The 14924-nt window shown below is 41.6% G+C and carries 10 protein-coding genes; 6 read left to right on the top strand and 4 right to left on the bottom strand.

Going from position 1 to position 14924, the window contains the following annotated elements; genetic code table 11:
* The first annotated feature begins 392 nt into the window (after nt 1-392).
* Both R2S08_RS15895 and R2S08_RS15890 read left to right on the top strand, forming a co-directional pair.
* On the top strand, nt 393-1385 hold the full coding sequence (locus R2S08_RS15895; RefSeq protein ID WP_316836076.1) for a hypothetical protein: 993 nt from the start codon (nt 393-395) through the stop codon (nt 1383-1385).
* A gap of 1015 nt (nt 1386-2400) precedes the next feature.
* Entirely contained in the window at nt 2401-2895 is a 495-nt protein-coding gene (locus tag R2S08_RS15890) for a hypothetical protein (RefSeq protein ID WP_316836075.1), read from the top strand.
* Between the two features lie 367 nt (nt 2896-3262).
* Here R2S08_RS15890 and R2S08_RS15885 read toward each other — a convergent pair whose 3' ends face one another.
* The gene (locus R2S08_RS15885; RefSeq protein WP_316836074.1) at nt 3263-4225 is read right to left on the bottom strand and encodes a CorA family divalent cation transporter; all 963 of its coding nucleotides are present in this window, start codon (nt 4223-4225) and stop codon (nt 3263-3265) included.
* A 580-nt stretch (nt 4226-4805) separates the two neighbouring features.
* Here R2S08_RS15885 and R2S08_RS15880 point away from each other — a divergent pair.
* Genes R2S08_RS15880 through R2S08_RS15865 form a run of 4 tightly spaced genes read left to right on the top strand, consistent with a single transcriptional unit; the run spans nt 4806 to nt 9137 of the window.
* Nucleotides 4806-5960: a TauD/TfdA family dioxygenase gene (locus tag R2S08_RS15880; RefSeq protein WP_316836073.1), complete on the top strand. Its 1155-nt coding sequence runs from the start codon at nt 4806-4808 to the stop codon at nt 5958-5960.
* A gap of 55 nt (nt 5961-6015) precedes the next feature.
* Nucleotides 6016-7179, top strand: a complete 1164-nt coding sequence (locus tag R2S08_RS15875) for a TauD/TfdA family dioxygenase (RefSeq protein WP_316836072.1) — start codon at nt 6016-6018, stop codon at nt 7177-7179.
* A gap of 20 nt (nt 7180-7199) precedes the next feature.
* The gene (locus R2S08_RS15870; RefSeq protein ID WP_316836071.1) at nt 7200-7796 is read left to right on the top strand and encodes an HD domain-containing protein; all 597 of its coding nucleotides are present in this window, start codon (nt 7200-7202) and stop codon (nt 7794-7796) included.
* A gap of 9 nt (nt 7797-7805) precedes the next feature.
* On the top strand, nt 7806-9137 hold the full coding sequence (locus R2S08_RS15865) for a DUF5690 family protein (RefSeq protein WP_316836070.1): 1332 nt from the start codon (nt 7806-7808) through the stop codon (nt 9135-9137).
* A gap of 535 nt (nt 9138-9672) precedes the next feature.
* Here the strand turns inward: R2S08_RS15865 and R2S08_RS15860 are convergent.
* From R2S08_RS15860 to R2S08_RS15850, 3 genes are all read right to left on the bottom strand, one after another.
* Nucleotides 9673-11181 carry an arylsulfatase gene (locus R2S08_RS15860; RefSeq protein ID WP_316836069.1) on the bottom strand — a complete coding sequence of 503 codons (1509 nt, stop codon included), beginning with the start codon at nt 11179-11181 and terminating at the stop codon, nt 9673-9675.
* A gap of 9 nt (nt 11182-11190) precedes the next feature.
* A complete protein-coding gene (locus tag R2S08_RS15855) occupies nt 11191-13260 on the bottom strand; it encodes a sulfatase-like hydrolase/transferase (protein ID WP_316836068.1) in 2070 nt (689 codons plus the stop codon).
* Between the two features lie 112 nt (nt 13261-13372).
* On the bottom strand, nt 13373-14917 hold the full coding sequence (locus R2S08_RS15850; protein ID WP_316836067.1) for a glycoside hydrolase family 32 protein: 1545 nt from the start codon (nt 14915-14917) through the stop codon (nt 13373-13375).
* Nucleotides 14918-14924: the final 7 nt, after the last annotated feature.

The following is a 14924-nucleotide window of genomic DNA, read 5'->3' as shown; positions in this document are numbered from 1 at the left end:
GTTGCCACTAAAGTATACAGTTCCAACCATAAAAACCACGTTTCCAAAACAAATTTATTCACTTTAAACATTTGAAAATCAATTAAATAAATTGAAAAACAACATCGATTTTTGAACCAAAATCCAGCACCCAAACAACACCCCAACTCTGCTCCTTACCCAATCACCACCCTCACCGGTCTCCACCCCCTCCAGTCTGCGCCCAAGAAAAATAGGTTTTAATGATCAAGCCTCAGAATCTGTAAGATTCAGCGTGATCAGAAAACATATTTTCACCCCCCACCTTCCTAGCCTGAACTAAACCCACGCCTATAATTCTCCTAAATAAATATATTTTCGAAATATTTTGTGATTGTTTTTTATTTAGAAATATCACATCTACATTAGCATAAATGAGAGCAGCAGAAAAACGGACCAACAGGCCAGCGCAGAAAAAAGATAAAAAACCAATCCAGAAAAAGAACGACATCTTTTTCAAAAGTGCATTCGAAGATTATTTCTGCGACATGCTGCGCTTCCTGTACAAAGACGCAGATCAGATCTTTGATCTGGAAAAGCCCATCAGCTTCATGGACAAAGAGCTGCTGGAAATCTCTCCAGACCGGAATAAAAAAGGCGGAACCAGAAACGCAGACATGCTGGCCAAAATATACCTCCGTACCGGAAAACAGGAACTCTTCATGCTACATTTAGAAATCCAGACTAAAACCAACCTTACATTTCCATCCCGTGTATTCAAATACTGGTACAGACTAACAGATCGCTACGACCACCCTATTGTATCCCACACCATATTTACAGGCGTACCCGGCCAGAAACGTCCAGACAAATACCAATATAATATGCTGGGAACAGAGCTTTCTTTCAAATACAAATACTACCAGATTTTCCAGCACACAGAAGAACAACTCCTTCAATTCGACAATCCTTTCGCACTCGTTGTCCTGGTCGCACAGAAAGAAGTTCTCAGGAAAAAACTTACACCACTTGAATTACATAACACCAGAATAAAAATAATAGAAAAACTAACAGCCAATGGAAACTATACACAACAAGGCATCACCAGATTTATTCTTTTCTTAAAGAACATGATACACATTGAAGATGAAGAATTAAATACTAAATTTGAACAACAAGTAAGAACCCTAACAGGAGAAAAAATCACTATGGGAATTATAGAAACAGAGAAAATGCTCAATATTGAAGAGGGAATTGAGATTGGCACAAGGAAAACTAAGCTAGAGGAGCAAGAAAAGGTCGTAAAAAACCTAATTCTCCAATTAGGACTTTCAGATGCGCAAGCTGCTAAAGTTGCGGAAGCCCCTCTTTCCTTCGTAAAGAAAATCCGTACCCAATTAGAAAAAAGCAATCGATCAAAAAATTGATTAACAGAATATCAGAAAAATTTTATACGTTTACCTTGAGAGCGTTAATTTAATGAAAGGGGCCAGTCGAAAGATTTGGTCCCTTTTTCTATTTTAAGATTTCCCCCGTTGAGCCGCTTTCAGAAACCAAGATCTTATTCCATAAACTAAATGACAAAGCAATTGCAGCAGCAAGCACAGATCTCCAACCTAAGGAGCGATTTTTTTATAAATAATCTGTATTAACTGCTCAAGCTAATTATAACCTAATGGAAACCAAATCCCACGTCTGTTAGGTAATCCCATATTCGGCAAAACATGATCGGCATCTAAGGTTGATATATCAATATTTTCTACTAAGTGCTCAATTGGAGCCATCGGGTTGTTTCGAAACAACTTGTCGTTGATTATATTTAATGCATCCTGATAATTGATTGCCGTTACCCCACATCCGATTCTTGTTCCATACGGTATTGAAGCGTAATTCTCAAAGTTAAATTTAATCCAGTATCTAATCATAATTAACTTGCTTTAAGTACGACCCTTGATTTCGACTTTAGGAACCTAAATTACGTTTTTCCTGCCCTATCTTTACTTTTTTAGAGCTTGTACTTTATACTGTTCTACAAATTCGATTGCATCAATCATATTTTCCGGATATCGAGCATACCTAACAAATCTTTGTATCCCATGCCGGTCAGATTCATAAATTGATATATGTTGATACGGAAATCCATTTTTTATAAGAAATTTAACGACCTCCCATTTCCTGTTGTCGTCCACTTTTGGTGGTCGAAATCTATGTGTCACCTCAATTGCCTGATTACCACATTCAGGGCATTTAAAATTTGAAAGATTCAAATCTTCTGATGACATATTAAATGACTTCTTACAATCGAAACATAGTTTTTTCCCCATAGTAAAATATTAAAGATCACTAACTCTTTTTACATTTCCAATAAGCAGATGATTTTCCGAAAAAGTGCAACTTCCTTTAATAATAGATTATTCAATAAAAAGTGCATATTGTGTTACCATGAAGAAAGAAGTTTTATCGAAGGAAGCGAAGGCTATTGAGCTTGATAAGTATAAAGCGCTATTGATAGCAACCTTAGACTATTGTTTAGAGAACCCCTCTTTTCACATTGTAACCTCGGATTTTGACTCTCGACAATATTATATTAATCTAAAGGTACAAGTAGAGGAAAACTATGTCAAGGGTAGGCTTACCAGATTAAAACAGTGGTTTCGTGATCTAACTGAACGGTTCGTTGAAGCTAGGGATTCTGAATTTAATGATTACTTGAAGGTAAGAACCAAATCTGACATTAATATCCTAAATGCTTACGATATACGGATTGATAAGATTATAGATAGCGGTAAAATTACTAATGATAATCAGTTCTATGACATCAATAGTATGGTAGATTATTTATGCCAGACAACTCCCGTGAATGAGGAAAGGATAGCAGTAATGAACACACTACTGACGGACTACGAAAAACGCAAAATGAACAAACGAAGTAGGTAATGAATCTCTTTTCCTCTCCCTTTGAATCCCAATTCTTAAATCACCAAAATAGGTTCCTCGTTTCCAGGCAGGTTTAAATCCTTTTTTGATTATCAGATCTTCAATCCGGTCTTCACCCAAGAAAACATATTTTCCCCCATAAATCACCAGGTTTACATATGCCTGCAGATTTCCACATAAATCACTAATTTAGAAATCACATAAAGATAAAGCATCGGTAGCGAAAGAATGGAAGTCCGCTGCTTTGTGATCGACTTCGATATCGCAAAAATCCCTTTCACCACCTACCCCGGTCAGCACCCAAGAAAATATGTTGTTGAATGCAACGACATAAATTAACTATTTCCTGGAGCCAATGTGCTAGCTGCTAAAACCACTTTTTCCATTTGAATATCAGTAGCGGGGCAATCACGCTGATTGCCATTACGATCAATGCCATCATATACCCATGCGGCCAGTCATATTCAGGTATAGACTTGAAATTCATGCCCCAGATACCGGCCAGAACCATCGGTGGAATGGTCACAACCGATACAATGGTGAGAACCTTCATCACGTCGTTTTGATCGTTATTGATAAAACCCAGTACCGCATCAAGCAGAAACTGCAAACGGTCGCTGAGCTGTTGGTCAAACTCATTAAGCGAACCTATGTCCGCCTGCACAGTTTTCAAGTGGATATGACGTTCACTGCCCAGCCAGGGCGGGGCGATTTCGCATAGATAGGTGATCACCCGGGATACACCCAGTGTCGCCGAGCGCAGTTGCACGATCTGCCGCTGCATCAGGCCAACCTTAAATAACGCTTTCTTGAGCAGGGCGCCCTGATGGTTCCTGTTGGAAAAAATCGTGCTGGAGAGTGTGGACAGTTCACCTCCAACGGCCTCCATGCTGTCTGCCGCCACGTTAACAATTGCTTCGATCAGCTCAATGAAAATATCTACACTACTATTATTTGACAAGTCGCTGTCAATGCTCTCAGCCAGGTGCTTAAAGGCCAGGGATTCACCGTAACGCACAGACACCAGTACGGTGGGTGTAAGCACGAAGCCAAGGGGTGTTAAGGCACCTTGACTAGATTCTGCAGGTACAAATGCGGGAATATTCAACCGCAAGGTATCATTGGCAGATTTGAGCCGGCTGGATAATTCAATGGCACTAATTTGTTCTCGCACCGGCAATTTGCCACCAAGAATCAGCTCGGCCTGGCTGCGTTCCTCATCGGTTGGACTAAGTAAGTCCAGCCATACAGGTGTGTTGTTTGTATCTATAATCACACCGGGATGCCACAGATGTGATTTGGTTGTATTTGAAAAGTGAAATGTCAGCATAATTTTTCCAAAGAGAAGATATTAAAGGTAATGATCTTAAGGTATTCAACGCTTTATTTTCTTTGGCACTCCTGAATAAATATATTTTCGAAATGTTTTGTGGAAATACTAGTAAAGAAATTAATCGCAAAATTAGCCTTTACAGATCAGCAAGCAGCAGATTTTGCTGAAGTATCACTTTTCTTCGTAAAGAAAATCCTTACCCAACTAGAAAAAACAACTTGTCAAAAAATTGATTAACAGAATATCAGAAAAATTTTATACGTTTACATCGAGAGCGTTAATTTAATGAAAAGGGGCCAGTCGAAAGATTTGGTCCCTTTTTCTATTAAAACCATCTAGTAGAACCAGATAACTTCCCCTTCCGCAAACCAACAAATGAATTTAACGTTATCAAATAATTAAATAATCATCTTTTTTGGTCGCTTTTTCTGCTATTATCCGGGTTCTGATTTCCCTTTGTCGCCTGGATTACATTACTTTTTATTAACAAAACGGCCTAATACTTAACGTAGTATTAAATTTTCGATAATACTGTTTGCCCAGTTTTACCTCGGTAGATATTGTTGATCAGTTGGTTATGGACAAGTATAGTATTGTTAGTTATTCGGAAGTTAAAAATGCGCTTACCATCCAGTGGAAAGACGGGCATGCCAGTATCTTCTATTACATCTATTTAAGAGATAACTGTCCTTCAGCAAAGAACATTCATGAAAACGGTCAAAAAATAACGGAGACTGCTCATCTTGATGCTGATATCAGACCAGCACATATTGAACTTGTACAGAACGATACAATAAACATTTTGTGGGAACAGGATGGACATCAAAGCGAATTCCCAGCCAGATGGTTACGGAATCATTGTCTTTCAAAACAGGAAATTGAAAAACGGGAAATGAAGAACCGGCTTTTTGACCCCATTGAATTATGGGATAATACCCTCGGCATCGGCGTCCCGCAAGCCGAATACCAGCAAATTATTGAAGATGATATTTCATTGACGGTTTGGCTGGAATATATACGCCGGTATGGGTTTGCGGTTTTAAATAATGTGCCTGTTCAAAACGGTGCCGTGGCCGAGGTTGCCTGTTTGTTTGGTTATGTGCGCGAAACAAATTATGGCCGTATTTATAACGATAAAACCTCGCTTCATCCTAATAATCTCACCTATACTTCATTGGCATTAAGCCCGCGTACAGAGAACCCGTATCGTGACCCGGTACCTACACTGCAATTATTGCATTGTTTACATAACCAGGTGCAGGGGGGCGACACTATTGTGGTGGATGGCTTTAAGGTGGCAGCAGCATTCAGGATAAAATACCCCTACCTTTTTGAATTATTGAGTACTGTATTGGTAAATTTTCGCTTTCGCGACAAAGAGCACTGGATAGAACGAAAAGCTACTATTATTGGTCTTGATTCGCAAAAGGAAGTACACTCCTTAAGATTTAATAACAGGGCAATTCAGCCTTTTGAAATAGAAAACCAACTTATTCCCCTGTTTTATAAGGCATACCAAACGTTTGCCCGGATGCTTGATGATCCAACTTTCCAGGTAAAATTCAAAATGATGCCCGGGCAACTTTTTATCGCCGATAACGAACGCATCCTCCACGGTCGTACAAGCTTTGACAGCAAACAAGGAAAAAGACATCTTCAGGGTACTTATGCCGATAGAGATGGGCTTTTGAGTAAGCTACGCATGCTCAAAAAAAAACAAATATCAGATTGATTAACACATCATAAATAAACTATCAATTATAAACTTAACAATAAAATATAACCGTATGAATGCACAAGCACACATCAAAAAAATAGTTGAAACTACAGATACACTGATAGTTTATTGGAAAAATGGAGAAATATCAAAATATCCCTATCTGTACTTGAGGGACAACTGTCCGTCGCCGTCAACTATACACAGCAACGGGCAAAAACTGATCGAAACATCGGCCATCAATCCGGCTATCAGTACAAAAAATAGCGAGCTGCGTAATGGTATAGAAGTAGTGATCAATTGGGATTCCGAAGAGCATACCAGCTTATTCAGCGCACAGTGGTTATTTGATCACCGCTTGTCAAAGGAGGCCATTGCAGAGCGCCGTCAACAGCGTATAGCACGCGAACCCGTTGAATTATGGGATGATACTTTAAACAATAATTTTCCTGTAGGTGATTATACAGAACTATCGGTAAGTGATGAAGCTTTATGCGCCTGGCTCGAAAATGTGAGCAGGTATGGTTTTGCCGTATTACGGAATGTACCTGTTGAACTAGGTATGGTATGCAAGGTGGTAGAATTGTTTGGCTATGTGCGCGAAACCAACTATGGGAAATTGTTTGATGTTAAAACTACAGTTAACCCTAATAACCTCGCCTTTACATCTCTTGGATTGAGCGCCCATACTGATAATCCTTATCGTAACCCGACACCAACGCTACAACTGTTGCATTGCCTGCAATCAAGTGCAGTTGGTGGTAACTCAGTGGTGGTTGATGGCTTTAAGGTCATTGCCGATCTGAAATTGCATTCGCCCCAGATGTTCCACCTGTTATCTACTACTCCTGTAACCTTCCGGTTTGAAAATCAGCACGAGTGGATTGAAAGAACGGATACCATTATCGGTCTGGATGTTTTTGGCGAAGTGAATGCCATGAGATTCAACAACCGTTCTGTACAGGCCTTTGAAGTAGATGAGGATAACATGGCTGCATTTTATGCCGCATACCAGCACCTGGCTAAGATGATTGATGATGAACATTATTTTGTACAGTTCAAGATGGAAGCATCCGATCTTTTTATTGTAGATAATGAGCGGGTAATGCACGGGCGCAGTGCCTATGACGGAGCTACCGGCGAGCGATTTTTACAGGGCACTTATGCCGATAGAGATGGCTTGCTAAGTAAACTCCGCGTATTAAAACGTAAAGCGATAACTCAACTGGTTTAATTCAGATAAACAGATTTACAATGGAACAACAACGGATACACGATACGGTAGAGCACATATTTAGTTTGTATGAAGCTCACGGAGCACAGGAATATGGCGAAAGAGTAAGCATGCTGATGCACATGATGCAATGTGCTCAATTGGCCCAGGCAGCCGGTGAGGATGACGAAATTATACTAGCAGCATTCTTTCATGACATAGGTCATTTTTTTGAAGATGAAGAAAAAATGGGCATATACGGAACGCAGAATCACGATGACCTGGGAGGCAAATGCCTCATAGATATGGGCTTTCCGCAAAGAATGGCCAATTTGGTATCAAGCCATGTGATTGCCAAAAAATACCTGGTTTATGCCGAACCTGCTTATTACAATGAACTATCAGAAGCAAGCAAAAAAACACTTGAATTTCAGGGAGGTAAGATGACACCCGAAGAAGCCGCGGAATTTGAAAAAGACCCTCTGGCACCCATATATGTTAAGATACGTAAATGGGACGATTTAGGAAAAGACGCGGATAAGCTCATACTCGCTGCCGACATACAGCAAATGAAGGATATGACCTACAATTATTTGCTGAAACTGTACTCAGAAACAGCTTCGTTTACCAGTCAATAAAATAACAAAATGGAAAATATAGGTCTCATCAAAGCCAAACTCATGCAAATGCCACCGGCATATACTGCCGTACTGTGCGCCATGGCCACATTTTGTATTTACGTTTGTACCTATTCATTTCGAATGGGTTTTACGGCAGGCACTTATCAAGGAACTTCGTTATTGGGGATTGATTTCAAGGTATGGCTTGTAATGACGCAGGTTGCCGGTTATGCCATGAGTAAATTCATTGGTATTAAGTTTATTGCAGAAATAAAGCCCAAAGGGCGGGCAAGGGCTATCCTTGTTTTGCTAATGATAGCCTGGCTGGCATTATTGGGATTTGCCATCATTCCTGCCCCATATAATATTATTTGTATGTTTATCAATGGGTTACCCCTGGGGCTTATCTGGGGCCTAATTTTTTCATACATAGAAGGCAGAAAAAGCGCGGAATTCATTGGAGCTGTTTTATGTACCAGTTTCATTTTTTCATCAGGGGTTATTAAAACCATAGGGCGTTTTATGATGGCTCATGGGCATGTATCTGAAAAATGGATGCCATTTTTGCTTGGGCTGTTATTTGTATTGCCTCTTTTCCTTTTTGTTTACCTGTTAGAGCAGGTTCCTCCACCAACTGCCGAAGATATCAAGCAAAGAACGCAGCGTTTGCCTATGATGGCCAAAGAACGCAAAGCCTTTGTAAAATACTTTCTGGCCGGTCTTATCTTTAATATTGCTATTTATATTTTGCTAACCGTATTGCGCGACTTCAGGGATTATTTTGAGGTGGAGATCTGGTCAGACTTTGGCTATAAAAACAACCCGGGTATCTACAGTCAGATCGATATCCCTATTTCCATTATTGTATTAATATTGATGTCGCTCATTATACTGGTTAAGCGTAATTTCCGGGCATTTATGCTGGCACATAGTAGTATTGGCTTTGGGTTTCTGCTTATTGGTATCGGCTCATGGGAATTTATTGGCGGCGCTATCCACGGCATGACCTATATGTATATGGTTACCTTGGGGCTTTACCTGGCCTATGTACCTTATTCCATTATTTTCTTCGAACGGTTGATCGCTACGTTCAAATACAAGAGTAACGTAGGCTTCATGATTTACCTGGCCGATTCCATGGGATACCTGGGCAGTGTATGCATTTTGCTGTTTAAACAGTTTGGGCATACCCAATTATCATGGGGCAGCTTTTTTGTGCATGGAGCAGGTTTGGTATCTATCATTGGCATTGCAGGAACAGGTTTATCTTATCTTTATTTTTACAGGAAAAAGACACGAAATATACCACAAACGACAGTAGCTTCTGCTATACAGAAAAGTGGATCCTACTCAATGTAGAAACAGAAGTTTCACCTGTCTCCACCCCCGATCAGCACCCAAGAAAATATGTTTTCATGATCAAGCCTCAGAATCTGTAAGATTCAGCTAGATCATGAAAACATATTTCACCTATTAAGCCAATTCAGGATTAAAAAATAACGATGCCCAGTTTTAACCGGATTATAAAAACGACAAGCCTATGAAAAAGCAGCTCCAAAGCCTGTCCCGGCTTCGTCTTGGTTCGTCGCTTCTCCGCCGCTCCTGCGCCGCAACTTAGGCAAACAGGTACTTTTACCGGACAATCGGCGCTAAAAGGCCGGATCATCGAACAACTAACACAAAGCCAGGTATAATCCAGCCCCCATCCATAACCTGATCCGCACCCTCCCCGTCTCTACACCATACCCGGATCACCACCCAACCTCTGCAATTTGCTACGAAAAACTCTTATACTCTGCGGAAAGGCCTCAGAGATCTGTGCGCTCTTCGCGCACCTGATATCGTTAGCCTTGAAGTAGAGTATAAGAGCTTTTCGAAAAAATTCACCTCCCAACTATTTACCCTTAACCCTCCTCAGCAAATCGTCCATTTCCTTTACCTTGTCAGGAAACTGCTTTGCCAGATTTCGCTTTTCACCAATATCAGATTTTAAATTATACAATTGCGGCTCTGTTGAATTACCAGATTCAATCCCAACATCTCCCATATAACTTGCACCCGGATGAGGCTGAATATACTTCCACTCGCCCTGGATAACAGCAGTTGCATCCCTTTGCCCCTGCTCAACCAATACCTTACGCCCCGTTTTATCCTTCCCTAAAAAAGCAGCCAGCAAATTCTCACTGTCCCCAGCCTCCCCGGCAGGAATACCTTGCTTCAACAAGCCAGCAAAAGAAGCCAGTAAATCCATTTGGCAAACCAGAGCATCAGAAACCTTACCCTGTGTATGACCAGGCCAGCTAACAATAAACGGCATGCGAGTCCCCCCCTCTAAAGCACTATATTTCCCCCCTCTCAAAGGCCCAGCAGGAGTATGCCCCTTAAGCATGGTCACTGCCCCATCCTGATAACCATCATCCAGCACCGGACCATTATCACTTGTAAAAATGATCAGTGTATTTTGATCCAAACCCGAAGACTTTAACTGCTTCATCAACTGCCCAATAGTCCAGTCCAATTGCAAAATCGCATCACCCCGATAGCCCAACTCACTTTTCCCTTTAAACTGCGTGGCAGGCATACGCGGAACATGAGGCTCCGTAAGCGTGTAATAAAGAAAAAAAGGTTGTTTCTGATGTTCATCAATAAATTGAGCCGCCTTTTCCATAAACGTACTCGACACCTCCTCATCTACCCAGCGCGCCTGATGCCCGCCGCTCATAAAACCTATACGGCCTATCCCATTAACAATCGTGTTGTCATGACCCTGGCCAGGAGAAGATTTCATTTTTAACAATTCCGGGTGTTCTTTACCCGTGGGATCATGACCAACTTTCTTTTGATAATCCACCTCTATAGGATCAGCAGGATCCAAAGCTACAACCCGATGGTTTTCCAAAAAAACAGTAGGTACCCGGTCTGCAGTTGCCGGAAAGATAAAAGAGTAATCAAACCCCACCTCAATAGGCCCAGGTTTAACTTCTCCATTCCAGTCCTTTTCTACTTTCTCACCCAAGCCCAGATGCCATTTACCCACAATAGCAGTAGCATAACCGGCTTGCTTAAACAATTTAGGAAGCGTTATTTTATCCTGAGGCACAATTAAAGCCGCATCACCCGGTAAGATTCCGGTCCCCGTACGTCGCCATGGATACTGTCCGGTCATCAACGCATACCTGGAAGGTGTACAGGTGGCAGAAGTAGAATGGGCATTGGTAAAACGCAGTCCGTGCTGCGCCAAACGGTCCAGATTGGGCGTATGTAATTTGGTTGCTCCATAACAACTAAGATCTCCATAACCGAGATCATCAGCATAAATATAAATCACATTTGGTTTTTGCTGCGCGGTAGCCGGTAACAAAACCGATAAGACCATGAACAAACTAAGATATATTTTTTTCATGCTTCAAGATTAAATTTTGTTTCTATAGAAAGTACTTTCAGGAATAACCTGTCTTTTGATAGACGGCCCCTCCCATTCCAGTTTAAGGTTTCGTTTTTTAAGTTCTGCAGTTGCGAGGTAAGACAACTGGAAAGGATGCATCCCTGCTTTTAAATAAACTTTTGCAGTCTTCACCTCAGCCCCTTTATATCCGTAGTCTTCATCAATTAAAGCAGCTTCGTGCAAACGGAAAAAGGCTTTCGTATCTGCATTTAAATAAAAGGTATATTCACCATCTGCAGGAACGTTAAGGTAGCCCTTAAAAATATGAACGGGGTGTTTCTTGAGGGTATGGGTTGCGATAACTTTAGCCATACCTTTTTCTGCAATTTTAAGCGTAGATACATCAGGTATCCAGTTAAAGGTTCCATCATACGACTCCGTTTGTATGCCCTGAACCACCTTTTTAACCTCCGTAGCTGGAATAAAAGCCCTATCATAGGGTCTTGGAGCCGAAGCATCTGCCTGTCTGACCTGTAAGACTTTATCTTTCATAACCTGCTGAAGTTTAGAACCGGAGTTCAGACGGCCAGCCAGGTTTTTAGTCTCTCCGGGATCATTAACCACATCGTACAGTTCAAAATCATCCTCGGCCGATTGAATATTATAACGCACACCAACCGTATCGCCCATCCGGATCATCTGCATCTGATTTCGCTGTCGCCCCCTGTGCTCAGGCGCAAATTTCTTAAAACCAGGCGTTTTTCCTTCTTCAAAATACTCTACATAGACCAGACTCTTTTTTTGCCCCTTCTTTTTGAGCAGAGCAGGCATTAGGGAAACGCCGTCTGTTCTGGTTGGAGCAGTTATTCCGGCTGCATCTGCAAATGTAGGCATCCAGTCATAGGAAATATTAGGCGAATTGACACTGCTTCCTGCAGGGATATGTTTAGGCCAGGAAACAATGACCGGCATCCGCAAACCACCCTCCCAGCAATCCCTTTTTATCCCGTCAAAAGGGCCAAAGCTGCTGAAAAAAGTAGGCTCATAGGGTACATATTTTTTAGGCAGATAGGACTCAATGGATGGGCCATTATCAGAAGAAAACACCACTATGGTATTGGAATCAATATGCAGGTCTTTTAGTAGTTGTACCAGATCGCCCACCTGATGGTCAATCCGGCTCACTACAGTAGCATATCTTTTATAGGTATCTTCATAGGGCGCATTGGCATAAGCCGGATCTACCCAGGAATCTACCGTTCCGGAAGCCGTATTGATCATATGCCCTGGGGTTCCGAGCCATTGTAAGCCTCCTTTTAGCCCGCCACCTTCAGGATAAGCCTGTGTAGGCAGTTCCAGTACAGCATGTGGGGTATCATAAGCCAGATACATAAAAAAAGGTTGGTCTGCTTTTTTACTCTTTTGATGTTTTATGATCCAGTTTTTTGCTGCTGCTGTCCAAAGGTCTCCGGTATAGCATTTGTCAAAATCCTTGCTCTTTTCGGTATAGTTGTCCCAAATTTCTTTCTTGCCCCGATACACGCCCTCCTTAGGATAATGCTCATGTCCGTCGCTGTGCCGCATATAACCAAAATAGTCGTCAAAACCTCTTTTTAACGGATGGGCAGGCCAGTCTGGCTTTTCATTTACACCCTGCAAGCCCCATTTACCAATCGCGGTGGTTTGATATCCAGCCTGTTTTAAAACATTAGCCAGGGTATAATTATCTTCCAGGGCTTTATCAAATTGATTGTCTCTTACATTTGCATGGCCCTGGCTAACCCCAAGCATAATGGACGCACGTGAAGGTGCACAAACCGGGGCTGCACTATAGCTTTGGGGCAGAATAGCCCCCTCTGCCGCAAGCTGATCAAGATTTGGAGTAAGTTCCCAGGGTTCATTTTGCTGATTTGCCTGAGCCCTTTGTTTCTGAAAAAACACCCCTAAATCTCCGTAACCAAGGTCATCAGTGAGTATAAAAATGATATTTGGCCGGGCATTTTGTTTTTTCTGAGCAGCAGCAGGAACACCTGCAAGTGCAGCTACAGCAAGTAAAGCATAGGTTTTTAAACGGTTCGAATTAATAAGATCTAACATTCATGTGGTTCATTGATGTGGCTAAAGCCACAAGTTAACCAGAATTTAGATTTGCCAAAGATGAAATATTTACACAAACGATTGCATGAATACGTTTGTGTAAATATCAATGCTATAAGGTACTTTTCAAAGGCATGTATTTCACTTTCTTCAGGATATACCCCGCATTGGATGCACCCGTTTTAAAATAGACCTGGTCCATTGGTTTCTGAGGAAAAAAGACATCAGTCATGACCGTCAGACCCCCATCTGCAAAAAACTCCACGGAAGCCACATCAACATAAACGATAAGATCCATCTTTTTACCATTTCCAATTCTCGGCGCGGTATGCAATTTTTTAAATTCCGGATTGAAACTGATGTCTCCGGATTTGGAGCGGTCTATAAAATAGCTATTGGTCTTTTCATTATAACCAATGATCAGTTTATCACCCAGTTCATTCTCTAAAGAAAGCGTAAAGTTTTTCAGCTGGTCTGCCTGGAGTTCCAGTTTAAATGGACTTTTCAATACCTGCTCTTTTACAAGCCTAAGCCTGTCTTTAACCTGAATGTTAGATTGAGATACAGGATTCAAACCAATGTTATCCAATTCTTTAACCGGAAGAGTTTTTAACAACACTTCTCCGTTCACTTTTTCCAGATTCAGCTCCCTTGGTAAGGTAGCAGCTCCTCTCCAGCTTGGCGTAGGCACTTCATTGGCATAGGTCCAGTTGTTCATCCAACCCATAAAGATCTTTCGCTCTCCTGTATTTGACCAGGTAATACCAGCATAGTCATCTGTGCCATAATCCAGCCATCTGGTCTTGTTGTCTATAGGCGTAAAATGTTTTCCGTCAAAATCACCGATAAAATACTGTCCTCCCGAACCCCCATTCGGTGCACCGGGGTTGATGTTCACGATCAGCACCCAATAGGTTTTACCTTCTAATTTTAGAGGAAACAGATCCGGGCATTCCCACACCCCACCATGTCCACCTTCATGAGCCCCAAACTCACTTTCTTTGGTCCATTCCTTTAAATTTGGAGAAGCATAAAAAGTGATGCGATCTTTCGTAGCCAGGGTCATGATCCATTTTTTGCCTGCTTCATACCACATCACCTTAGGATCCCTGAAATCTACAATACCTGGATTACGCAATACCGGATTACCACCATATTTTGTCCAGCTTTTTCCTTCGTCCAAACTATAGGCTAAACTCTGGTTCTGGAAATCACTCCTCCCAGCCTTTTCTCCTTTAGGGTCATGGTGGGTAAAAATGGCCACCAGAGGTGCTTTACCATCTTTACCGAATCCCGAAGTATTTTTTTCATCCACCACAGCGCTGCCAGAAAAAATATAACCTAAGCTGTCCGGATACAGCGCTATGGGAAGGTGTTCCCAATGAACCAAGTCTGTGCTGGTGGCATGTCCCCAATGCATAGGTCCCCATTTGTTTCCTCCGGGAAAGTGCTGGTAGAACAGATGATATTTCCCTTTATAGTACACCATTCCATTCGGATCGTTCATCCAGTGGGCCTGGGGTGTAAAATGAATTTGCGGACGGTATTTCTCCACCTTTGTTTGATACAGAGACCTCTGTTGAGGTGTATCAGTGCTTTGACCAAAGGCGGTCAAAGCACTGATAAACAACAATATTAACGATAATTTATATTTCATATCAATT

Source organism: Pedobacter nutrimenti (assembly GCF_032678445.1).
Lineage (GTDB): Bacteria > Bacteroidota > Bacteroidia > Sphingobacteriales > Sphingobacteriaceae > Pedobacter > Pedobacter nutrimenti_A.
Note: the sequence above shows the minus strand (reverse complement) of the source record. Positions and strands in the feature narration are given on the sequence as shown.